A 23,319-nucleotide genomic window follows, 5' to 3' on the forward strand; every position below is an offset into this window, starting at 1 on the left:
TTATTGCCCGTCGAAAAGGCCGACAAAGGTTATCTACGATAGTTTCACTTGATCGAGCAAAGACATGGCCTGCGCAACATCGCGGGTCTGTGCGCCACCGACAATCTTTCCCAGTATCTCTCGAAGATCAGGGGGCGAGGCCGGTGTGCAGTCAAAGTGGCCGCAAGTTTGCACGTAATCCACGGCTGTTCGCAGTTCGAACATCCTTGCCTGCTGTTCGCGTGCGGTTTTCAGAGCGTCCATGAACAGATCGTCAGCCGCATTGTCCGTGGACCGCACCAACGCCTGTATCCGATCTGTTTCCGCTTGAGCCCACCCTTCATGGGTCAGTACCTGCTGTTCACGTGCTTCATCCAGCAGGCGCTGCGCTGCCATCGGTTCGCCCGCTGTCAATGACGCTTCGGCAAGGGCCGTCAGGAACACCGGCTTGTAGTTTCCAGCCCCGCTGGCCCACCAGGCTTCGGACGCCTCACGCATTGCACAGATCGTTTCTGGGCCAGGCGTGATCTGCGCGTCTGCCCAGCAACGCCAGACATTCACCGTCAATTTCATGAAGGGGAAGGTGTGTTTGGTTGCCAGTTCTTCAAGGCGAGCGGCAACGTCGTAAACTTGTTCCGGTTCACGCCGCAACAGGTGCAGCATACACAGATACGTCAGGGTCTGGGCCAGACTATGCGCGTGATCCAGTTCCTGTGCGGTTGTGACTGCCTGATGCTGGATCTCAAGTGCGCGATCAGGTTCCCCGCGCAACCAGACTGTTATGCTTAAAAAGCACGATGTAATGGCAGCATGATCCGTTCCATAGACATAGGCAAGGCGGCTGTGCTGCTGAGGATCATACAAATGCAATGCCTGCCGTAGGTGATCATAGGCGGTGTCCTGGTGCCCGATATGCAACAAGACGGCACCCATGGCCCGGTGGGCAATCATCGTGTGGTGCGTTTCTTCGGTCAGATTGGCCAGTTCCAGCAACTGCGCCGCGACGTCCTTGGCAAGGTCGTATTCACCGCGGACCAGATGATACGCATAGAGTCCGTTGAGCACGGGAAACAATTGTTCGGTTTCGCCCAGCCGATTACACAAGTCGCGGATCCGGGCATATACCGCCCCCGTTTCGTCGGCCGCGATGCCAGCGGTCGAGCGAAGAACGCCAGCCCGCAACGTTTGTATTTTGGTTTCCTTGCGGTCGCGGTCAACCGAGTCATCCTGCTGTTCCAGCAACGCGATGGCACGACCCAGCTGAGTGGCCGCTTCGATCCCGGCCGAGCGTTCAACGGCACGTTGTCCGGCCTGATACCATTGTTCAATCGCTTCATCCGGCATATCTGCCATCGTGTAGTGATGAGCCAGAATTTCCGGTTCGGCGAAATTGTCATGCAATGACGAAGAGTTCAGTGCTTCGACCACACGAGCATGAAGCGTTCTCCTCTCCCGTTTCAGCAGGCTGTTGTAAGCGGTGTCGCGAATGAGAGCGTGGCGGTAGCTGAACGTTTCCTCGGGTTCTGAAGCTGAGACAATCACGATCCCGGCATCCACGAGCGAATCCAGGCCGGAACGTAATGCCCGTTCATTAAAACGGGAAACGCTTGCAATCATCGGATAAGAGAATTGCGGGCCAATGACAGCACCAATCTGTGCGACTTCCTTGGCTGAGCTCAGTCGGTCAAGGCGTGCCATCAACGCGTCGTGCAGTGTTTTCGGTACAGGAGGCGATGGCGTGGACCGGTCCAGCGTATAGGCATCAGCACGTTCAGTCAGAAGATCGGATTCCAACAAATCCTTTGTCACCTCTTCCACGAAAAGCGGGACACCGTTGGATCTGGCGGCGATCAGATGGTAAACTTCGTCCGGGACGGTTTTGCCTTTGGCAATATCGTTCACGATCTCTTTGACCTGCACGAAGTCCAGTTGTTGGAGCGCGACGTGCATCAGGTTGTGTGATTGTGGCCAGCCCGGATCAAAGCCCGTACGATAACTCATTACCATCAGCAGGCGCGCGTCCCCAATCCGGTTCACAAGCCGGTCAAGCAGTGTCTTTGTCGTTGGGTCGATCCAATGCGCATCTTCAAACAGCAAGAGGGTCGGGGTTTCCTGCGCCGAGTTGATCATATGATTGACCAGCATTTCCAGCGTCTGCTTCATGATCTGCTCAGGGGTCAGATCCAGCGGGCCAAGCCTGTCTTCAAACGGGACCGACAATAGTGCCGCAGCCAGTTTCAGTGACCCTTCAGAAGGATCGCCCAGGATGCTGGAAATCCTTTCCAACTTTTCGTCAGCACCGTCATAAGCCCGAAGTTCGGCTGCATTTTCAAGCTGGCGAATGATCGGGTACAGCGCACTTGCATCATGGAAGGGTGAACACTGAAAGCGTAGCTGCTGATGGTCTGGACCCGGGATCTTGCGGCGAAGCTCTTCGATCAGCCTGGACTTTCCTATACCCGCCTCGCCCGAGACCGACACCACCTGACCATGGCCCTGGCAGGCCAGCCTCCACTTGCTTTGAAGGGTTTCGTGCTCCTGCGTGCGCCCGACCAATGAACTCATCCGGGCGTCGTCTGCCGCAAGGAAGCGGCTGACAGTCTGGCGCGTGCCGGTGACCTGCCAAGCTTCGACCTCTTTGGCAAAGCCTTTCAATTGAAAAGTGCCACGGCGCACATATTCGAAAGCTTCACCCGCCAGTTCCTGGGTCGTCGGCGCCACAATCATTGTACCCGGATCAGCCATCGATTGAAGCCGTGCGGCCAGGTTCGGGGTCTCGCCCATGGCCGTGCCGTCTTCGAACATCTTCTCTCCCCGCAGGTCACCGACGACAACCAGGCCGGTCGCGATCCCGATGCGGACTTCAAGATGTGCATGCGTGCGGATTTCCGGAATTTCGCGAATAATTCGAAGACCTGCATGAATGGCACGTTCCGGATCGTCTTCATGCGCATGCGGAAAACCAAAAAACACCATGATGCCATCGCCATAGTAACTAGCGATATGACCATCAAAAGCCGCAACTGCAGCAGCGCAGGTTTCCTTGAACAGTCTCAGAACTTCGGCCAGATCTTCGGGGTCCAGCTTCTGCGATATAGCCGTCGACCCAACAAGATCGATAAACATGACCGTCAGCTGTCTACGCTCGGCAACGATGTTGGGTACCTGACTTGCGCGTTGTGTTGCTGCGGGCCCTTGGTTTTCTTCCCGCATGGCTTTCAGAAAGCGGCGCCTGGGTCCTAGGGGCAGGCCAATTGTGACAAGGTCATCGTCACTCAGTTCCGACAGATCGCCCAGCTCGATCTCGTGCCGTGAAAAGGCATCGACATATTTGGACAAGCCGTGTCTGGCCAGCCAGTCCTTAGTATCAGTCATTCGACTGCCATGCATGTCGGCGGTGGCGCGATGCCATGCAGTCCCCATTTCTTTTAGCCAGTACAATTTACCCGGGAGTAGTCGGGAGAAATCTAACCCTATCAAGGACGACCCAGCAATTCGGGTCAAGTCTTCAAATTGAGAGAGAAACTGTTTACTGGCCAAAAATATCGGCGACTTTCGCCCTTATTCGTCAGCCGGAAAATCGATGTGGACATGATTGCCGTCCGGATCCCAGACATTCAACTGCACTATATTGACTGCCGTCAGAACCGCACGGCGATAGAGAACATCGTTTACTTTGAGGTGAGCTTCGAAACTGTCCAACCCGTTTGCCGAAAAGGCGAAATGCTCGAGCTTCAGCTCGGCCTCCGATCCCGCGGCTTCGATCTCGACACCAACAAGATGCACGTAAGCGTGTTCACCGACATAAAGCCAGGCTCCGGGAAAGGGGAAGGGCGGGCGTGGGCCGACCTGCATCCCCAGAACTTTTCTGTACCATTCGATCATCTCCTCCAAACGTGTAGTGCGCAGGTTGACATGATCCAGCGTAGCGATCCCCATGACCTAGCCTCGCGTCCATTTGATCGAACATCCCATTGACGGACTCTGATGCCGGGGACCTTGCCCGGTCTGTGCAATCTGCAGCATGGCATTGACCAGCTCCGGTTCGCGCTCGCCTGTCTGGCTGCGGCCCAGATTGTCCAGACGGCCACGGTATTGCAGTCTTCCATCCGCATTCAGCCCAAAGAAATCGGGTGTGCAAACAGCACCATAGGCCTTTCCTATGGTTTGACCTTCGTCTACGAGATAGGGAAAGTTGAACCCATTTTCCCTCGCGAATTCCAGCATTTTCTGCGGTGCATCTTCGAGATACTCCCGATAGTCGTTTGACATGACTGCCAATACCCCAATCCCTTTCGACATCAACAGGCCCGTGTCCTGTGCAAGCCGGTCAGTGATCGTTTTGACGTAAGGGCAGTGGTTGCAGATGAAGGCGATCAGCAATCCGTTTTGCAGGTGATCGGACATGGTGAAAGAATGACCATTCGGGTCCCTGAGCGTGAAATCCGGGGCCTGCCAGCCGAAATCGCAGATAGGAGTGTCGAGCAGCATGAAAACCTTTTATTTGACCTGTTGACGTGTTCCCGCCAGCTTAGCTGACAGGAACCGATAAGTAGAGCGTGATTTCCGGCGCTAAATTTTCAACTGATTACGACCGGAAAACGTATCCAAATCAGATCAGCAGCGTTGACAGGCTTGGAAAATAGCTGAGCAGAAGCAAAACCAAAGTTACCGCGATCAGGAATGGCCAAAGCGATTTCAGGATTGAGCCGGGCGATGTGCCGCTCATGGATGAGGCGATGTACAATCCGATCCCGACCGGGGGTGTCATCAGCCCAAGCACAAGGTTCAGGCAGGCAACAATGCCAAATTGATAGGGGCTGATATCGTATGAACCGGTTGCAATTGGCAGCAGGATCGGAGTGATCAGGATAATCGCGGCGATGCCATCGATCACCATTCCAACCAGCAAAAGCGCCAGATTCACGATCAGCAGGAACACGAACGGGTCCGAAGTGACGGAGGTAATCAGCCCAGCCAGTTGCTGTGGTATTTCCTCATAGATGATGACCCAGCCGAATACGCTGGCTGCCGAGATCATGAACAGGATCATCGAGGCATTGGCCGCCGTGCGTTTGAACATCTGTGCCAGGTTGCCCGGCTTCAGGTCCCCGTAAACCAACCAGCCCACCAGAAACGCGATCAGGGATGCGATTGCAGCGGATTCGGTCGGTGTGGCGATCCCGAACAGAATACCACCTATGATCGACATCGGGATCAGCAGGGCAGGGGCGGCGCTGATCACGGCCTTGATGGTTTCGCTGCGTGTCATCCAGTTCCCTTTCGGGAACTGCTGCCGCCACCCGATCAAGGTAATGACCAAAGCGAATGAAGCAGCCAAGATAAAACCGGGCAGAATCCCGGCAATGAACATGTCACCAATCGGGATCTGTGCCAGTACGCCGAAGATGACAAACATCATCGACGGCGGTATGACCGGGGCCAGAAGCCCGCCTGCGGCAGTCGTGGCAGCGGCGAAACCCTTGTCATAGCCTTCTTCCTTCATCGCGGGGACCATGGCGCGCGACATCACCGCGATCTGCGCCGTCGCAGACCCGATGATTGCCGCCATAAACATGTTTGCCAGCAAGTTGATATAGGCCAGCCCGCCGCGAAACCCGCCGACGAACACCCGAGCCAGCGCGACAAGGCGCCGCGTCATACCGCCTTCGTTCATCAATTCTCCGGTCAACATGAACAGAGGAATTGCCAGAAGGCCGTAATTCTCAAGGCCTCCGAACATTTTCTGCGCGAAGCTGTCATAAAGAACCGTGTTGCCGCTTTCCCAGATGTACCAGATGGCGGTGATCGCCAGCACGATCGCCACGGGCACGGACAGAAGTAAAGTAGCCAGAAAGACGATGGGGCTCATGGCTGTGCCCCTTGCTCTGGGGTGCTCAGCAGATGCATGGTGGAATGCAGCGTCGCGCCCAGTGCGAAAAGCCACATCACCAACCAGAACAGGTACTTTGGCAGGCCCAGGGTCAATGTCGGCTCGGCATAGATGAAATTGAATGTCTGACCTTGAAATACCGCCACATCGAATCCGTTACTGGCAATGTCCAGCGGAAGGAACCAGCGCCAGCAGAACCACAGCATCGCAAGGGAAAAAGCAAACACGACCACGTCCACACTCTTGCGGATCAGTCGTTTCGCGCGTCCGGGCACGTTGTCGGAAACAATGGAGATCGACACCGAACTGCGATGATGCAATGCGGAAGACGCGCCCAGAAAAGTCATCCAGACCATCGCGTAAATCGCCAGCTCATCAACCCAGAACAGGGCATTGCCCGCCGTGCGCGTCACGACATTCAGCAAAATCAAAACCGTTATGCAGACCGCCAGAAAGGCAGCGCACCACAACTCGACCCGCGCTAAGCCTGCCGACAGCCGATACAACATCGCTGTTCTCCCGTGAAAAAGGGCGCAGGATCGAGCTGCGCCCTCTTCGTCATGTTGTTTTCGTTATTTTGTTTCTGCCGCAGTCTGCCGCAAAGCGTCAAGGGAAGAGGTCTTCTGGGACCAGATCGCATTCCATTCCTCGATTGCGTCGCCGAAGAACGAGGCGTCGACCTTTTTGTAAGCCTTGCCTGTTCCTTCGATCTGTTCCAGCCATTTGGCATCGTTTTCAACGTAAGCATCAATGGTGCTGTCGACATGCTTGGCCATAAGTTCCGCAATCATCGCGCGGTCTTCTTCGGACAAACCAGCCCATACCTTGGCCGAAACCAGACCGACCATTGGGAACATCATGTGATCTGACTGCACGATCGTGTCGGCGTGTTCATAATATTTCAGTACCCAGATCAGCTCGGCGTCCATGTCTATGGCGTCGACCTGACCATTGGCCAGCGCATCATAGACGGCCGGCAAGGGCATGGGCGTGGGTGCTGCGCCCACCGCGTTGTAGAAATCCAGGATCGGTGTGAAGGGCGTGATCCGCAGTTTAAGGCCCGACAAGTCTTCGGCGGATGAGACCTCGCCCCGGCTGACGATCTGGCGCAATCCGGCCATCCCATATCCCAGTCCAACGACACCAACCTGCCCCGGCAATGGTTCCAGCATGGATTTGGCCGTATCGGATCGCAGGATGCGCCCCGCGTGCCCAATGTCATCTGCCAGATAGGGCGCATAGAACGCCCCCAATTCAGGCGCGCGGTTGGAAACCTCGGCCACCGTCATGAAGGCCATGTCCAGCGCGCCGGTCTGCAATTGTTGCAGCATTTCGGCCTCATTGCCCAACTGGCGGGCCGGGAAAACCGATACCGAATGTGCGCCACCACTGGCCTCATTCAACTCAGCCCCGAACGCCTCGGCGGCTTTGGTCCAGATGTGCGGTGGCGGCGTGATCAGACCCAACCGAAACTCTTCGGCGTGAATGGCCACGGACGACAGTGCCAGCGCAGCCGCAGAGGCGGCGATTTTTGCGAAATGTCTCATTACTTCCCCTGTTTGATCTTGTTTTACAACGTGACCCAGCCCTCGGGCGGTTCCTTTCCCGGGTGCACAGCCTGACAATTGGGGCAGGTGCGGTCTTGTTCCGAGGCATAGAACTTCTGATAAACCGGAGGCAGGTCATCAACGATGGACTTTAGCTGCATTTCTGCACGATGCACCAGTGATCCGCATTCGAAACAATACCATTCGATGGCGTCCAGCTCTCCGGTCTGGCGCTTGGGTTCAATTACAAGCCCGATCGAGCCTTCCTGAGGGCGCTGTGGTGAATGGCGCACATGCGGAGGCAGCAGGAAAACTTCACCTTCACGGATCGGAACATCATAGAACTCCTCTCCGTCATAGATTTTCAGCACCATGTCGCCTTCAAGCTGGTAGAAGAATTCTTCAACCGGATCATCGTGGTAATCGGTTCGCTTGTTTGGCCCACCTACAACGGTAACCATCAGATCGGCATTTTCCCAAACCTGACGATTCCCTACGGGCGGCTTGAGCAGATGGCGATGCTCGTCGATCCAGGCCTTAAAGTTGAACGCTTTCAGTTTTGACATGTCCCACTCCCTATCCTGGAAAGTTTGCCGCGTTTTTCCATATCCGCAAAGAAATTATCAGCATCTCGCTATCCGATTTCCTTATACTGCTAGGCCTCACCCGGCTCAGACGCGCAGCCCGCTTTCATCAAATGCTTTGCGAATGATCGCTTTTTCCGCGTCGGTCAGTTCCAGCATCGGCGGGCGCACACGGCCACCGACCTGACCCAGCAACTCTTGCCAGTATTTTCCGAATGCAGTGGGTTTGCCCGCAGGACGGGCGCGTTTCATCGCATTGCGGACTGGGTTCAGACTGTCAAAGACACGCCGCGCTTCATCCGCCTGTCCCGCAAAGGCCAGACGTGTGTATTCGTTCATTCTCCGATCGACCGTGCTTTGCAGTTGGTAGGGCGGAGAGGAGCAGAGATACAGCTTCCAGTCCAGTTCCAGTATGTTGTCCAGCCATTCATGTTCGGCCGAAGTCGAGACGTGGATCCTGTCGCCCACCATATGGGTCAGCTTCACGTACATCTCACGCGGAACCGAATACTTAATAGCTACGATATTCGGCAAATCAGCAATGCGGGCGCATTCTTCTGGTTGCATCAAATAGCCGCTGTCAGGATGGCTCCACATGGCGATGCCGATATCCAGCTCATCGCAGAAGCGCTTGTAGTACTGATACAAGACCTCGCCACGATCCTGTACGAAACTTAGAACCGGGGCGTGAAGAACGATGTAATCTGCACCGCAATTCTGGGCGAAGTGCGCCAGGTCCAACGCAGTTTTCATGTTCTGGTCTGAGACCGAGACGATTACACCGGCTTCGCCTGCGCATTCGTCGACCGCAATTTCGAAGTTACGCTTGCGCTCTTCGATGCTCATTGAAAAAAATTCGCCCTGTTTGCCGGCGACGAACAGGCCCTGGATGTCCAGGTCATCGATCCAATGGCGGATGTTGGCGCGCAGTCCCGATTCATCCAGAGACAGGTCATCATTGAACGGGTTCAATGCAGCTGCCCATATCCCAGTCATATGTTCGCGGGCATAGGCCTTCGCGTCGTGTTTTGAGTACTTCATTTTCACCGTGGTCCCAGTGGCATTGATATGAAGAAAAGCACACTGAGCGGGTCGATCCAGCGCTATTTCAGAGAAATGGCTATCTGAAAAACATATATCACCAACTTACCAATTCAGATTTTTTTAATGCTGGTCTAGGGTCGAGACATGAAGATCGCAGTCATTGGAACCGGCGCAATCGCGCAATATGTGCAGCGCATGTTGCCAGAACATGGGCATGAGTTGGCGGCCATTCTGGTCAGGCCACAGCGCGTTGATCCAAAATCGCCTATGTCGGTCGGTTCGGTTGATGACCTGCCGGCCGGAATCGAAGTGGTTCTGGATTGCGCGGGGCACGAGGCATTGGCCGGGTTGGGTCCGGAAATTCTGGCGCGAGGGCTGGATATCATCAGTGTCTCTGCCGGGGCACTTGCGGATCAGCAGGTCAGTGGCCGGCTGGACAGGGCCGCACGAAAGGGTGGGGCTCGGCTGCATCTGGCAAGCGGTGCCATAGGCGGGCTGGACTGCCTCAGCGCCGCAGCGGTCGGTCCGCTCAAATCCGTTACATATGTGGGGCGCAAGCCGCCGGCGGGGTGGAAAGGATCACTTGCTGAACACAGTCTTGACCTCAGCAGTATCACCGCGGCTGAAACTCATTTTCAGGGTTCCGCGCGAGAGGCGGCTTTGGCTTACCCCAAGAACGCAAATGTCGCCGCTGCCGTCGCCTTGGCAGGTGTGGGATTCGACAGCACACAGGTTCGTCTGATCGCCGATCCGACGATCCACAAGAACATTCACGAGGTTGAGGCCGAAGGTGATTTTGGCACTTTTCAGTTTAGGATCAGCGGAACCGCGCTGCCCGACAACCCGCGAAGCTCGGCGCTTGCGGCCATGAGCGTGCTGTCCAAACTGGATCAGCTTTGCAAGCCGATTGTGCTGTAGCCATGGTGGGGCATCATTCTCGCATCGTGGACCGCGCCTTGACCCGTCTGAAACTGCGACAACTGCGTCTGCTGGTCGCGGTGGGCGCGCATGGAAACATTCAGAATGCCGCGCGGGAGTTGGGAATATCTCAACCAGCAGCAACCAAGATGATTCAGGATCTTGAACTGGACTTTGAAGTCAAACTGTTCACACGCACCAATCGAGGCGTTGTGCCAACCGTTTTTGGCGAAACTCTCATACGTCACGGGAAACTGATATTTGCACAGGTTTCAAATGCCGCGCAGGAACTGGACGATCTGAACGAAGGAAACTCCGGCCGTGTCGTGGTGGGCACGTTGCTTGCGGCGTCCACCAGCCTGTTGCCTGCCGCCATTGAACTGCTGCTGGAAGACCGCCCGAACGTCGCGGTCAAGATCAGCGAAGGGACCAACGAGGTACTTATGCCTCGGCTTCTGTCGGGTGAGATCGACATGGTTGTAGGACGTCTGCCGTCGCACCGGCATCGTGACAAGATTCGGCAGGAAAAACTGTTCGAGGATCGGATATTGGCCATTGTAGGCCCTCGGCACCCACTGGCGGGCCGGGACGCCGTGACCTTTGCGCAAACCAAACCGTTTGGCTGGATCCTCCCCCCGCAAGAGACAACGTTGCGACGTCAGGCGGATCATTTTTTTGTCGGTCAGCAGCAATATGTGCCACCGGTCGCGATTGAATCTGTGTCCTATCTGACGAACCGGGCGCTGCTGCAATCACGTGACCTGATCGGCCTAATGCCTGCCGAGGTCGTCGCCCAGGATATCGAAAACGGGCATCTTGCCCAGCTCGCCTGGGTGGTTCCGTTTGGGCAAGGGCCAATAGGTGTGTCCTTCCGTGCGGACGACGATCTGTCGCCTGCGGGGCGAGCTTTCAAAACAGCTCTGCATCGCGCGGCGCAGAGCAGACAGACCAGATATTCGCCAAATTGATATCCGTATTCGCGCAATGCGCTTGAAGTAATACGAGGCATCGAGCGATCAAAAATCAAGGCAAATGGAGGCCCCGATTCCATGTATCCAGAGCTCAAGCTTTTCATCGGCGGCACGTGGCGAAAAACCGGTCGCGATATCCCGGTTGTCAACCCGGCGACCGAGGAAGAACTCGGTCGATTGCCTTGCGCATCGGTGAAAGACCTGGACGACGCGCTGCAAGCGGCCGTCGAAGGCTTTCGACTGTGGCGCCGTACACCGCCGCGTGAGCGTGCGGATACGATCCTGCGGGCGGCAGCCCTCATGCGTCAGCGACAGGAAGAAATCGCGCATTCCATCACTCTGGAACATGGCAAACCCCTAAAGCAGGCCCGGCTGGAGGTCATTCGCGGTGCCGAGTTCTTTGAATGGGATGCGGGCGAGGCGATGCGGACCTATGGAAGGATCATTCCGGCCGCTCAGGGTCACAAGTTTGCAGTTCATCACCAGCCTGTTGGCGTTGTCGCCGCGTTCTCGCCGTGGAACTTCCCCATGAGCCAACCTGCCCGGAAGATCGCCGGTGCTTTGGCCTCTGGCTGTTCGGTGATCCTGAAGGCTGCGGAAGAAACGCCAGCCGGAGCTTTACACATAGCAAAAGCGTTCGAAGATGCCGGTCTGCCTCCGGGGGTTCTGAATTTGGTGTTCGGTGAACCTTCCGAGATATCCGGCCACCTGATTCCGCAGGACCCCGTTCGCTTGGTAGCCTTCACAGGCTCGACAACCGTTGGGCGCCATTTGACCACTATGGCGGCCCGGCATGACACCCGAGTGCTTATGGAGTTGGGCGGCCACGCGCCGGTCATTGTTTGCGAAGATACGGATGTGCAATCAGCGGCTGTTTCAAGCGCGGTGCGCAAAACGCGCAATACCGGTCAGGTCTGCACGTCGCCAACCCGTTTCTTCGCGCATGAGAGTATATTTGACGCCTATGCGGCTGGGTTTACCGCGCAGGCTAAAGCCACAGTCGTCGGCAATGGGCTTGAAGCAACGGTTGAAATGGGCCCAACGGCCAACGACCGGCGCGTGCCGGCTTTGACAGAACTGGTTGAAGACGCGGTGGCACAGGGGGCAACGCTTGCCACCGGCGGATCGCGGCTTGGTGAACGGGGATATTTCTTTGAACCCACGGTGCTATTGAACGTTCCCGAAACGGCGCGGATCATGCGCGAGGAGCCGTTTGGACCGGTTGCCGTGATCAATTCGGTGGCTTCGCTGGATGAGGCAATCGATCTGGCGAATTCAGTTCCCTACGGTCTGGCCGGATACGCTTTCACCAACCGGGCGGATTATATCGACCGTCTGATCGACGAGGTCGAGGTCGGCAATCTGTCGATCAACACACTTGAAGCATCCATGCCTGAAACACCCTTTGGGGGCGTGAAATCCAGTGGCTATGGTCGGGAAGGCGGAACCGAAGGCCTTGAGAATTACATGACGGTCAAGAACGTCTGGCATTCGGCTAAGATCATCTGAAAAAGAGATCCCGATCCTCGTGCTCGTTCACTTTTTCATGGCCGTGCCAGGCTTTTTTCTTTCGAAACCGACCAAAGGGCAACGCAACGAACAGTGCGCGGCTTCGGTTGTGATTTCAGAACCTGTGGAAGCAACAGAGGCGGCCATAGTGCCCTTGCTGACAAAGGCCCCGAACAGCGGGTCATGACCTATGTCAATGACAGTACGCCTGACGTGATGTCCATTGGCCGGGAATTTCTGGCCGGACTGTGCGACAAAAACCATCGCTCCCTTTTGCCGGTGATGATCAGCGTTCTGGCTGACCTGCTGGGGGATTCCTGCCGGGCGGCCTGAACTCCGGAGGGACAGATGAATGCTTCGCTGAAACACATTGCAGCAATCCTTGCCGGACTCTGGGTCTTTGCCCACGCTGCATCGGCCAAGGTTATCTCCGAGGCCGCTGTAATACATCAGAGCATCGACCCGAAGGCGGACACACCAATCCTCGCCTTTCGGTTTGAGCTGAGGTCACCGCAAATCCCTGCCGGGGCTACAGGGCTCCAAGACTTCTTTGCATATTTGGAGGATCAACATGGCTGATGGATGTGCATGTGACCGCCACGCCAACGTGTATCTGAGTGTAGATCACGCCCTTGAGCGCGGTCTTTCTGTGGCCGATCCTCTTACTGAAACCGAGACTTTGCCGCTGAAACAGGCGATAGGCCGGGTTCTGGCCGAGGATTGCACCAGTAAGGTCGACATGCCCGCCTTCGACAACTCTGCCATGGATGGCTATGCCATCCGCACCAGAGATCTGGGCGACGGATCGGTATTCGAACTTCCCGTGGCCGGACGCGTGGCTGCGGGCGACCGCGGTGACCATGATGCACCCGAAGGCAGCGCTTTGCGCATCTTTACGGGGGCTCCTGTGCCGCCTGACTTCGATGCTGTGCTGATGCAGGAAGATTGCGATCTCGTGATCGACAGGGTTCGATTCAGCCGCTGCCCCAAACCCGGCCAGAATATCCGGCGTGCGGGGGAAGATCTTTTTGCTGGGGGTCCGATCCTGCAGCGCGGTTGCGAAATTGGACCGCGTGAGGTGGCAGCCCTGGCATCCGCCGGGTACGGCGAGGTCTTGGTGTTCCGAAAACTGAAGGTTACGATCTTTTCGACAGGTAGCGAGCTGCGCCAACCGGGCGAACCCCTTGGCCTCGGCCAAATCTACAACTCGAACCGTTATATGCTGCTGGCGTTGTTGCAAAAACCCTGGATTGAACTGAACGACCGGGGGCCGGTCGAAGATGACCCGGCCCGTCTTGGACGGGTTCTGCGCGAGGCATGCGATACCTCGGACCTGATCGTTACAACCGGGGGAGTGTCCGTAGGGGATGAAGATCACATGCCCCGACTGTTCAGCGAGATCGGCGGCGAAACCGATGTCATGAAAGTCGCGATGAAGCCAGGGAAACCGGTCATGTTCGGGCGGCGCGGACGTGCTCTCTATGTTGGTCTGCCAGGCAACCCGGTTTCGGCTTACGTGACATGGCAGATAATCGGATCGCAGATGATGGCGCGCCGCGCGGGTCTGCGTCACATGCCTCAGACACCTGTGCAGGCGGTGCTGGCCGAACCCTTGCATCGTCACGCGGGCCGGCAGGAATATCGACCGATCCAGATTGACGGCACCTCGCCGGATGGCCTTCCGAGGTTGCGTCTTATGGCACCATCCTACAGTGGCCGTGTGGCTTTGCTGGCGCAGGCAGACGGGTTGGTGATCATACCGGCAGAGGCCGAGGACCTGCGCGCAGGGCATACGCTTGAATTGTTGCGGTTCTGATCCCCACACACGCGGCGGTGCCTATGGCGTTGTAACAACAACCCCGCAATCACGGAAGACAACCGGGCGATGGCCGGGCGGCTTCGCACGGAACGTTGATCTTCGCGCGATGGCTGCACGGGCCCGTGACCCATGCATTGGTAATTTGCTCAGTCGTCCAACAGTCTATCCGAACACGAGCCTGAAAATTGTCGCAACTGATAAACTCTGTGACGGATTACGCCGTGACTGAGTCCGTTCAGGTGGCTCAAGATGCATCGACGCACAAAGGGTTAAGGACTCATCCATATGCGGTATTCGGCACTCGCGATCATGCGGCAGGTTTTGAACGGGCACCGGGGCTGGACACCGGCATGGCGCGATCCCGAACCTCAATCAAGCTATGACTTCATCGTGATTGGCGGCGGCGGTCATGGTCTTGCTACGGCATACTATCTGGCCAAGGAACACAACGCCGCAAGAGTGGCCGTTCTGGAAAAAGGCTGGATCGGCGGCGGTAACGTGGGGCGGAACACGACGATCATTCGCGCCAATTACCTGTTGGAGGGCAACCAGCCTTTCTATGAACTGTCGCTGAAACTGTGGGAGAACCTGGAGCAGGACCTGAACTACAATGCGATGGTCAGCCAGCGCGGTATTCTGAACCTTTGTCACACGGATGCGCAGCGTGACGCGTATCGCCGCCGTGGCAATGCAATGATGTTCACCGGTTCTGGGGCCGAACTTCTGGATACGGACGGCGTTCGCGCGATGTATCCGTTCCTGAACTTTGACGATGCGCGCTTTCCGATCAAGGGCGGTCTTTTGCACCGTCGTGGCGGCACGGCGCGTCATGACGGTGTGGCCTGGGGCTATGCCCGTGCCGCGGATCAACGGGGTGTCGACATCATCCAGAATTGCGAAGTCACCGGGTTCCGCATCGAAAACGGAAAACTGCTGGGTGTTGAAACCACACGGGGATATATCGGCGCCAAGAAGGTGGGCGTGGCGGTGGCCGGTTCTTCCGGCCGCGTGATGGCTCAGGCGGGAATGCGTCTGCCGATCGAAAGCCACGTGCTACAGGCCTTTGTGACCGAAGGGCTGAAGCCGGTTCTTGACGGGGTGATAACTTATGGCGCCGGACATTTCTATGTCAGCCAATCGGACAAGGGCGGGCTGGTCTTTGGTGGCGATATCGATGGCTATAACACCTATGCCCAACGCGGCAACCTGCCTGTGGTTGAGGATGTGGCTGAAGGTGGCATGTCCCTGATGCCGATGATCGGTCGCGCGCGCCTGCTGCGGATGTGGGGCGGCGTGATGGATATGTCGATGGATGGCTCGCCGTTCATAGATCACACCGGAATTGACGGGCTCTATTTCAATGGTGGCTGGTGCTACGGCGGCTTCAAGGCAACACCAGCATCTGGTTTTTGTTTCGCGCATCTTATAGCCACTGACCGACCGCATGAAGTTGCAACTGCCTATCGTCTGGACCGGTTCAAAACCGGACGGATGATTGACGAAAAAGGCGTGGGCGCACAGCCCAACCTGCACTGAGGAGGCCCGGACATGATCATAAATCATCCATTGCTTGGTCCGCGAGACGCATCCGAATTCACCTATCTGGGTGACGCGAGCCTGATCAATCGGCCCGACTGGCAATCAGACTCGGCTGCCGCAGAGTTTCACGACTATCTCTACCTGCGCGACAACCCCGCAGGAACCCATCGTGAGTTGTGGTTTCACGAGCAGGGCGACCGCTCGTGGCTTGTTGTGACACGCAACACGCTGACCCATGAAATTCTGGCAACAGAACTGGCGCGGGATGTAGCCCGCAAGACGGGGCGGGGAAAATGACCCAGAACAATCGTTTGCAGGGCGGTCTGATCGACCGGTCCAAAAAGCTGCGCTTTACCTTCGATGGCAGATCCTACGAAGGTTATCAGGGCGACACGCTGGCCTCGGCTCTGCTGGCCAATGACGTACGGTTGGTTGGCCGCTCGTTCAAATACCACCGCCCACGCGGTGTGCTGGCCTCGGGCTCGGAAGAACCCAACGCGCTGGTTGAGCTGCGCACAGGCAACCGGCAGGAACCGAACACACGCGCGACCACAATTGAATTGTTCGACAGGCTCGAGGCGACATCGCAGAACCGCTGGCCCTCGCTCGCCTTCGACGCGCTGTCAATCAATGACCGGTTCTCACCGTTTTTGACGGCGGGTTTCTATTACAAGACCTTCATGTGGCCCAAGGCGTTCTGGGAAAAGCTCTATGAGCCGATGATCCGCAAGGCGGCCGGTCTGGGCAACCTGACGAAAGAAGCTGACCCGGACATCTACGACAAAGGCTATTTGCATTGCGACGTACTGGTTATCGGAGCCGGTCCTTCTGGCCTGATCGCAGCCTTGACGGCGGCGCGGTCTGGCGCGCGGGTCATTCTGGCCGACGAGGACAGCCGGATGGGTGGGCGTCTGTTGTCTGACTGTGACCGGTTCGAGGGCATTTCGAATGCGGATTGGGTCGCGCAGACACTGGGAGAGCTGGCGTCGATGGACAATGTGCGCCTTCTGACGCGCACCACTGTGTTCGGCGCCTATGATCACGGCATTCACGGCGCGCTTGAGCGGGTCTCGGATCACCTTGCAGTGCCCGAAGCGGGGAAACCACGCCAGATTCTGTGGCGCATTTACGCGAAGCACTCGGTGCTTTGTGCCGGCTCTATCGAACGTCCGATTGCTTTCGAAAACAACGACCGACCGGGCATAATGCTGGCGGGCGCGATGCGGGCCTATGCAAACCGCTGGGCTGTGACACCGGGCAAGCGCGTGGCGATCTTCACCAACAACGATGAAGGACACCGCGCCGCGCAGGATCTGATCAAAGCCGGGATCAAGGTTGTCGCTGTTATCGACCCGCGCCGCGATGCACCGCGCATCGCCGAATGTGAATTGCTGGCCGGTGCGCAAGTCATCGGCGCGCAGGGTCGTCTGGGGCTGAAATCGATCACCGTGCAGATGGCCGATGGTCAGACCCGCCCGATTGAAGTCAGCGGTCTGGGCGTTTCGGGTGGATGGAACCCGAATGTGCAACTGACATGCCACCAACGCGGTCGCCCGCAATGGTTCGAACCGCTTGCAGCCTTCATCCCGCCGGCCGAGTTGCCGAAGGGTATGGGTGTCGCCGGTGCCGCCGCTGGCAACCTGACCAGCCACGGGGCGATCGCCTCGGGCACCAATGCGGCACTTGCGGCGCTTGACGGGTTGGGGATCACGGCCTGCCCGGTCGACCTGCCGGAAGCTGAGGATGATGCGATCCGTATCACCCCGTTCTGGAACGTGCCCGGCAAAAGCCGCGCCTGGCTGGATTTCCAGAATGACGTGACCGTAAAGGACGTCAAACTGGCCGAACAGGAAGGGTTTCGCAGTGTCGAGCATCTGAAACGCTATACAACTCTTGGCATGGCGACCGATCAGGGCAAAACCGCGAATGTCGGCGCGCTGGCCGTGATGGCCGAGATCACCGGTAAGAGCATTCCCGAAACCGGCACAACCATCTTCCGGCCACCTTACACGCCTGTGGCGATGGGCGCCTGGGCCGGGCGCTCGGTCGGGAAAGAGTTCAAACCTACGCGACTGACGCCCAGCCACCAATGGGCTGAAGAACAAGGCGCGGTATTCGTCGAGGTGGGCCCTTGGTTGCGTGCGCAGTGGTTCCCCAAGGCTGGTGAAACCCATTGGCGCGAGTCGGTGGACCGCGAGGTTCTGGCAGTACGCAGCGGTGTCGGCGTCTGCGACGTGACCACGCTGGGCAAAATCGACGTGCAGGGCGCGGATGCCGCGGAATTCCTCAACAAGATCTATTGCAACGGCTTCGCCAAACTGCCGGTGGGCAAAACCCGCTATGGCCTGATGCTGCGCGAAGACGGCATAGCCATGGATGACGGCACCGCCGCCCGCCTGGCCGAGGATCACTTTGTGGTCACTACGACAACCGCCAACGCTGTGGCCGTCTATCGCCACATGGAATTCGTGCATCAATGTCTGTTCCCGGACTTGGATGTGCAGATGATCTCGACCACCGACGCTTGGGCGCAATTTGCCATAGCGGGCCCGAAATCACGCGAGTTGGTGCACAAGGTTGTCGATGATGGTATTGACGTCAGCAACGAAGGCTTCTCGTTCATGGCGTGTCGAGAGGTGACCATTGCCGGGGGTATCCCGGCGCGGTTGTTCCGCATCTCGTTCTCGGGCGAACTGGCCTATGAACTGGCTGTGCCAACCCGGTACGGTGACGCGCTGATACGACATTTGATGGCGCTTGGAGAACCCTTGGGCGTAACCCCGTATGGCACCGAAGCGCTTGGCGTTCTGCGGATTGAAAAGGGGCACGCCACCGGAAACGAACTGAACGGAACCACCAGCGCCCACAATCTAGGCATGGGGCGCATGGTCTCAACCAAGAAGGACAGTATCGGTGCGACCCTCAGCGGGCGAGAGGCTCTTTCAGACCCGGATGGTCTGGCTTTGGTCGGCATCCAGCCGGTCAGAAACGCCGATACCGTGCTGGCAGGCGGCCATGTGTTTGACGACGGTGCGCCACACCTGCCGGAAAATGATTTGGGCTATGTCACTTCGGCTGCCTATTCGCCGCACCTGTCCAGCAGCATCGGCCTGGCCTTTGTAAAACGCGGGGCGCAGCGATTGGGCGACACCGTGCAGATTGTCAGCCCGGTGGATGACACCAACATCAAAGCGACGCTTGTCAGCGCGCATTTCGTTGACCCCGAAGGAGAACGGCTCCGTGCGTGATTTTGTTGCCAAGACCGCCATTGGCGGCACCGAACCAAAACGGGACGTGGTCGGACCTCTGACCTTTCAGGAACGAGAGGATGTGGCACTGGCATCCGTTTCGGCAAGACTGGGACAAGAAGAGGCTGTGAAGGCCAGGCTTCAAACCGTTTGTGGAGTCCCGGCGCCTGACGCGGGGCAATGGGAACAGGGCGAAACCAGCAGTCTGCACTGGTTGGGCCCGGATCAGTACCTGTGCGAAGAAACATACACAGGCCCATTGGAGCTGGCCCGGAGGATGGCGGTCGAGTTCGCTGGCATAGCGTCCGTGACCGATCAGTCGGACGTGTTTACACGCATCGATATGACCGGGCAGGGTGCCATCGACCTACTGCAACGCTTGACGGTTCTGGATGTCGAGCAGATGCAGGCCGGAGCCTTCAACCGCACTGCAATCCATCATGTGGGATGCCTGTTGCGCTGTAATGAGGCAGGAACGGATTTCTCGATCTACGCGCCACGCAGCTACGCGATTTCAGTTCACCAAATGCTGACCGAGGTGGTCAAAGCCCTTTGACGGACGTTGACCGAAGGACAAGGCCGCGTGTCTTGCACCGCGGCTTCTTTCCTTGCGCTCTTGTGTTGGAGGCAGGCCGAATTCCCGCCGGTAATTGCTTGAGAACGAACTGGCGCTGTCATACCCGACCGACAGCGCGATTTCCTGCAGGGACTGGTCGGTATAAAGCAGCTTCTGCCGCGCCGCATCCAGCCGCAATCTGCGATAATACCCACCGGGGCTGATTCCGGTTTCTTTTTTGAAATGCCGTTCCAATTGCCGCATGGACATACCAACGAGTTTCGAGACCTGCTCGATTGAGATCTTGTTTTCGATATTGTTTGCAAACAACTCGATGGCCCGCCGAACCGGGCGTGGCAGGCCATTCCGGGTTTGATCTTTGCTATACCCCGGCAGAACCTGCAAAGTACCTGCATCACGCAAAGTCGCGTATTGAAACCAGCAGGCCGTTTCGACGGCAACCGCATCGGATACCTCATCCGAAATTACGCCCAGCATAAATTCAAACACCGCCGAAGTTCCGGCAAACGACATTCGGTTGCGATCTATGGTATAGAGCGTGTCACACAGGGTCACTCTGTCAAATTGTTCTTTCAAAGCAGCGGTATAGCAGAAATGCGCGCTACAGCTGTAACCATCGAAGAACCTCTCTTCCGCCAGCGCAAAAAGTGAACCGCTGACGGAACCGATCCGCACGCCATGGGACAAAAGCCGTCGCAGCGCTCCGCCTGACGCCTTGCGATCCCTGAACCGGGTTGACGCCCCGGCAAAGACCAATACCACATCTGTCTCATCCACCTCGGACAATGCCTTGTCGGGATTGAAGCTGAGGCGTGAGCTGGACATGACCGGTTGCCCATCTTCTGATACGACGGTCCAGCCAAGACCATCCCTGCGGCTGATCTCATTGGCCACGCGTAACGGGTCGATGGCCATGGACAGGGCAGCAACCGGGAAGTCTTCAAGGCATAGAAATGTGAAATGAGTCATGCTTTGTCTCTTTGCCACCGCAATAACCCAGTTATACCGGTTTCATCAGAACGCCAAACGATGGGCGCGACCGCGTTCGTATAGTTTGCGGTTCAGTTCATCCGCTTCGGGGGATCCGTATTCCAGTGCAAATACGAACGCATGTGTCAGATAGAAACAGGCCGCGTCATGATCCCGACGTTGTTCGGCCTGGCTGGCCGCTTCGTGGTACAGTCGGATCAGCGCCGGCAGATCGCTATCCGCATGGGCCTGCAGCAGTTGGTCATCGAGTTCTTGAAGATCCAAGGTCAGCCTTTCAGCGATATCGCGATGTTTTTGGTGCGCATGTATTTATACAACGCTTTCAGTCCTTTCTCGCGCCTGAAACCGGATTTTCCAACGCCACCAAACAGGGTCGAGAGTTCGCCAGCAAACACTTGCTGTTAGAGATCTGACCCGCCCTCGGCATGTGCGCCACCACCTGGGATCGGGCCAGACTGTACTGTAGAAAGTCGCCTATGCCTCTTCGCGGGCCTGTTCGATCTGTGTTGCCACCCAGTGGTGAAAACAATGCGTTGGACCATCCATCGCAGGCGAGAAGCGGCCGCCGTCGAATTTGACACCATGACGGCCCTTCTGCATGCCCTCAACCACGAACACATCCTCTTCGAAAACGGTTTTCCAAAGCTGCGCGTTCTTTGCGCGCAACGCTTCGTGCTCGGGTGCGTCTTCCGGTTTTTTGGTGTAGTACAGCTCAATCCTCTCATTCGACCTCTCATGGGTGATCGGATCGATGATGAAGGCAAAGCCATGGTCGCGCTGAACACCCAGCAGGGTGTTTGGGTACACGACGATGTATTCCGCACCTTCGTGCCACTGTTCGCTCAGATTCTGGAAGTCATCCAGTTTCTCGCCGTTCTGACCTTCGAACTGACGATAAACATAAGTGCCCTGACCCGAATACTTGCCCAGTTCATTGATGTTGTAGTGGTCTTCTAGGCGCGAATAGCTGTTAAGACCCGGGTGAACCCAAGGCAAGTGATAGCTTTCGCAGAAGTTCTCGACCGCCAGTTTCCAGTTCGACTCCAGCTCCAGCCGGACAGACGCGCCGGCACCGCCATGATACATCGGCTGATCGAAATCTTTCCAGCGTTCCATCAACTCGCCATGGACCTCTTCGAATTCCGGGGCTTTGCCATCCACATTGACGAAGATAACGTCACGCCAGACATAAGAACGAATGCGGATCAGGCCCAGTTCGGCGAAGTCCAGATCTTCATGCGTGTTCCGTCCGGGGCCGCCGACATGCGGCGCAGTGCGCAACTCGCCATTCAGGCCATAGCACCAGCTGTGATAGGGGCAACGGATCGCGCCACGGATTTTCTGCGGCTTGTCGACCAAAATCATTCCGCGATGACGACAGGTGTTCTGGAAAACACCTATCTGTCCGTCACGGTCGCGCACCATCAGAAGCGGCGTGCCAAGAAAGTCGATCGGATAGGCATCACCCGCTTCGGGAATGTCCTTGCCGAAACCGATGCCAGACCAGTTCGCAAACAGGACCGCATCCCGTTCCTCGGCGAAGACAGCGGGATCGACATAATGCTCGTTCGGCAGACCCTTGGCGGTGTTTACCGGGGTCAGAACAGACGAAAGCCTTGAATGCTTGTTCATCGGTTGCTCCTGAGTAATTCGGAATGCGTTAAACGTTACCCCATTGGCCGGTCGAGCCAGCTTCATTCAATATCAAAAAACCTAATGACCGATTGAGGCAAACTAAACCGAACTCCCGGACAATTCATCCAGCAACCAGTTTTTCAAGGCCAGGGCACCTTCTGTCAGTTGGTCGTCCGGGCGACCGACGAGATAAAAATTGTTCGGGGCGGGTATGCTGAATTCTTCCAGCGCAACAAGTTTTCCCGAGGTCAACATGGGTTGGATCAAGCGTTTCCACCCCAATGCAAGTCCAGCCCCTTTGCGGGCCAACTGCAACGCCAACGCATAGCTGTTCACGCGCGACTGCACCGGTACAACTCCGGTGTATCCAACGTCGTGAAACCAAGATGGCCAGGTGGTCCAGGTGTTGTCCTGCGTTTCAAGGTGGATCAGGCGACGCTCGACCAGATCTTCCAGGCTTGCCCCCTTCAGTTCCAAGGCCATCTCGGGGCTACAGACTGGCGTCAAAGTATCACGGTACAGTTTGGTATGGTTCAGCTGCGAGTTCACGTCACGGCCGTAGCGGATGAAAAAGTCGATATCCGGTCTGTCCGAGAATGGCTTGTCCTGCGCCATCTGGTTCACTTTGACGTACGGATAGTCCTGCCAGAACCGGATGACCGAAGGAGAAAGCCACAATGCCGCCACAGCGGTAGTGGACCCGACCGTCACCGGATTCTCTGAATCACCGCTTCGTATCTTTTCAAGCACCTTCGATACCTGCCGGAACGACGAACCGAGAACTTCGAACAGGTCCTGACCATCCTCGGTCAGTTCCACGCCCCGGTGCTTTCTGACAAACAACGCTGAACCCAATTCGCCTTCCAGCGCTTTTATCTGGTGGCTGACAGCACCCGGCGTAACGGACAGTTCACCTGCAGCTTCTTTGAAGCTGAGATGCCGGGCAGCGGCCTCAAAGGCCGACAATGTCGTGAGCGGAGGAAGATTGTAGTGGCGTCGTGACATGGCTGCTGCGTTACTCAAGGGATAGAGGTGAGTTCCATTCATCCGAATGTGAGAAAATTTG

The 23,319-nt window shown here is 57.0% G+C and carries 22 protein-coding genes; 10 read left to right on the forward strand and 12 right to left on the reverse strand.

Annotated elements, in window-relative coordinates; translation table 11 throughout:
* Window positions 1-33: 33 nt before the first annotated feature.
* The 8 genes from AC2FLP_RS08290 to AC2FLP_RS08325 all read right to left on the reverse strand — a co-directional run bounded on the left by AC2FLP_RS08290 (window position 34) and on the right by AC2FLP_RS08325 (window position 9,044).
* Complete coding sequence (locus AC2FLP_RS08290; protein ID WP_496683055.1) at window positions 34-3,354, reverse strand: ATP-binding protein; 3,321 nt, start codon at window positions 3,352-3,354, stop codon at window positions 34-36.
* A 186-nt stretch (window positions 3,355-3,540) separates the two neighbouring features.
* On the reverse strand, window positions 3,541-3,918 hold the full coding sequence (locus tag AC2FLP_RS08295) for a VOC family protein (RefSeq protein ID WP_117873435.1): 378 nt from the start codon (window positions 3,916-3,918) through the stop codon (window positions 3,541-3,543).
* A 3-nt stretch (window positions 3,919-3,921) separates the two neighbouring features.
* Window positions 3,922-4,470: a thioredoxin family protein gene (locus AC2FLP_RS08300; RefSeq protein ID WP_496683052.1), complete on the reverse strand. Its 549-nt coding sequence runs from the start codon at window positions 4,468-4,470 to the stop codon at window positions 3,922-3,924.
* Between the two features lie 121 nt (window positions 4,471-4,591).
* Window positions 4,592-5,851, reverse strand: coding sequence for a TRAP transporter large permease (locus AC2FLP_RS08305; RefSeq protein ID WP_496683050.1), 1,260 nt, complete (start codon window positions 5,849-5,851; stop codon window positions 4,592-4,594).
* Window positions 5,848-6,381: a TRAP transporter small permease gene (locus AC2FLP_RS08310; protein WP_299898275.1), complete on the reverse strand. Its 534-nt coding sequence runs from the start codon at window positions 6,379-6,381 to the stop codon at window positions 5,848-5,850. Before AC2FLP_RS08310 ends, AC2FLP_RS08305 begins: the two co-directional genes overlap by 4 nt.
* 63 nt (window positions 6,382-6,444) lie before the next feature.
* On the reverse strand, window positions 6,445-7,419 hold the full coding sequence (locus AC2FLP_RS08315) for a TRAP transporter substrate-binding protein (RefSeq protein ID WP_299898273.1): 975 nt from the start codon (window positions 7,417-7,419) through the stop codon (window positions 6,445-6,447).
* Between the two features lie 23 nt (window positions 7,420-7,442).
* Window positions 7,443-7,985 carry a 3-hydroxyanthranilate 3,4-dioxygenase gene (locus AC2FLP_RS08320; RefSeq protein WP_117873423.1) on the reverse strand — a complete coding sequence of 181 codons (543 nt, stop codon included), beginning with the start codon at window positions 7,983-7,985 and terminating at the stop codon, window positions 7,443-7,445.
* Between the two features lie 105 nt (window positions 7,986-8,090).
* Window positions 8,091-9,044 (reverse strand): dihydrodipicolinate synthase family protein, encoded by a 954-nt coding sequence (locus tag AC2FLP_RS08325; RefSeq protein WP_299898271.1) that lies wholly within the window; start codon window positions 9,042-9,044, stop codon window positions 8,091-8,093.
* 147 nt (window positions 9,045-9,191) lie between these two features.
* Between AC2FLP_RS08325 and AC2FLP_RS08330 the strand changes: the two genes are divergently transcribed.
* The 10 genes from AC2FLP_RS08330 to AC2FLP_RS08375 all read left to right on the forward strand — a co-directional run bounded on the left by AC2FLP_RS08330 (window position 9,192) and on the right by AC2FLP_RS08375 (window position 19,607).
* Window positions 9,192-9,965: an aspartate dehydrogenase gene (locus tag AC2FLP_RS08330; protein ID WP_496670827.1), complete on the forward strand. Its 774-nt coding sequence runs from the start codon at window positions 9,192-9,194 to the stop codon at window positions 9,963-9,965.
* Window positions 9,966-9,967: 2 nt separating this feature from the next.
* Window positions 9,968-10,933 (forward strand): LysR substrate-binding domain-containing protein, encoded by a 966-nt coding sequence (locus AC2FLP_RS08335; RefSeq protein WP_496683161.1) that lies wholly within the window; start codon window positions 9,968-9,970, stop codon window positions 10,931-10,933.
* Window positions 10,934-11,014: 81 nt separating this feature from the next.
* A complete protein-coding gene (locus tag AC2FLP_RS08340) occupies window positions 11,015-12,445 on the forward strand; it encodes an NAD-dependent succinate-semialdehyde dehydrogenase (RefSeq protein ID WP_496683046.1) in 1,431 nt (476 codons plus the stop codon).
* Window positions 12,446-12,628: 183 nt separating this feature from the next.
* A complete protein-coding gene (locus AC2FLP_RS08345; protein ID WP_299898264.1) occupies window positions 12,629-12,778 on the forward strand; it encodes a hypothetical protein in 150 nt (49 codons plus the stop codon).
* Between the two features lie 15 nt (window positions 12,779-12,793).
* Window positions 12,794-13,024 carry a hypothetical protein gene (locus tag AC2FLP_RS08350; protein WP_496683044.1) on the forward strand — a complete coding sequence of 77 codons (231 nt, stop codon included), beginning with the start codon at window positions 12,794-12,796 and terminating at the stop codon, window positions 13,022-13,024.
* Window positions 13,017-14,261, forward strand: coding sequence for a molybdopterin molybdotransferase MoeA (locus AC2FLP_RS08355; RefSeq protein WP_496683041.1), 1,245 nt, complete (start codon window positions 13,017-13,019; stop codon window positions 14,259-14,261). The genes AC2FLP_RS08350 and AC2FLP_RS08355 overlap by 8 nt, the downstream gene beginning before the upstream one ends.
* Before the next feature lie 288 nt (window positions 14,262-14,549).
* Window positions 14,550-15,800, forward strand: coding sequence for a sarcosine oxidase subunit beta family protein (locus AC2FLP_RS08360; protein WP_496683038.1), 1,251 nt, complete (start codon window positions 14,550-14,552; stop codon window positions 15,798-15,800).
* 12 nt (window positions 15,801-15,812) lie between these two features.
* Window positions 15,813-16,100 (forward strand): sarcosine oxidase subunit delta, encoded by a 288-nt coding sequence (locus AC2FLP_RS08365; RefSeq protein ID WP_117873407.1) that lies wholly within the window; start codon window positions 15,813-15,815, stop codon window positions 16,098-16,100.
* A complete protein-coding gene (locus tag AC2FLP_RS08370) occupies window positions 16,097-19,051 on the forward strand; it encodes a sarcosine oxidase subunit alpha family protein (protein ID WP_496683034.1) in 2,955 nt (984 codons plus the stop codon). The genes AC2FLP_RS08365 and AC2FLP_RS08370 overlap by 4 nt, the downstream gene beginning before the upstream one ends.
* Window positions 19,044-19,607: a sarcosine oxidase subunit gamma gene (locus AC2FLP_RS08375; protein ID WP_162896894.1), complete on the forward strand. Its 564-nt coding sequence runs from the start codon at window positions 19,044-19,046 to the stop codon at window positions 19,605-19,607. Before AC2FLP_RS08370 ends, AC2FLP_RS08375 begins: the two co-directional genes overlap by 8 nt.
* On the opposite strand, the gene AC2FLP_RS08380 is transcribed toward AC2FLP_RS08375, so the two are convergent.
* The 4 genes from AC2FLP_RS08380 to AC2FLP_RS08395 form a co-directional block, all read right to left on the reverse strand.
* Complete coding sequence (locus tag AC2FLP_RS08380; RefSeq protein WP_117873401.1) at window positions 19,566-20,597, reverse strand: GlxA family transcriptional regulator; 1,032 nt, start codon at window positions 20,595-20,597, stop codon at window positions 19,566-19,568. The two genes, AC2FLP_RS08375 and AC2FLP_RS08380, sit on opposite strands and share 42 nt — an antisense overlap.
* Window positions 20,598-20,642: 45 nt before the next feature.
* The gene (locus AC2FLP_RS08385; RefSeq protein ID WP_117873399.1) at window positions 20,643-20,882 is read right to left on the reverse strand and encodes a hypothetical protein; all 240 of its coding nucleotides are present in this window, start codon (window positions 20,880-20,882) and stop codon (window positions 20,643-20,645) included.
* A gap of 210 nt (window positions 20,883-21,092) precedes the next feature.
* Window positions 21,093-22,250, reverse strand: a complete 1,158-nt coding sequence (locus AC2FLP_RS08390; RefSeq protein ID WP_299898249.1) for an aromatic ring-hydroxylating oxygenase subunit alpha — start codon at window positions 22,248-22,250, stop codon at window positions 21,093-21,095.
* Window positions 22,251-22,352: 102 nt separating this feature from the next.
* A complete protein-coding gene (locus AC2FLP_RS08395; protein WP_496710053.1) occupies window positions 22,353-23,276 on the reverse strand; it encodes a LysR substrate-binding domain-containing protein in 924 nt (307 codons plus the stop codon).
* Window positions 23,277-23,319 lie beyond the last annotated feature (43 nt).

The organism is Ruegeria sp. CDSA141 (assembly GCF_059612005.1).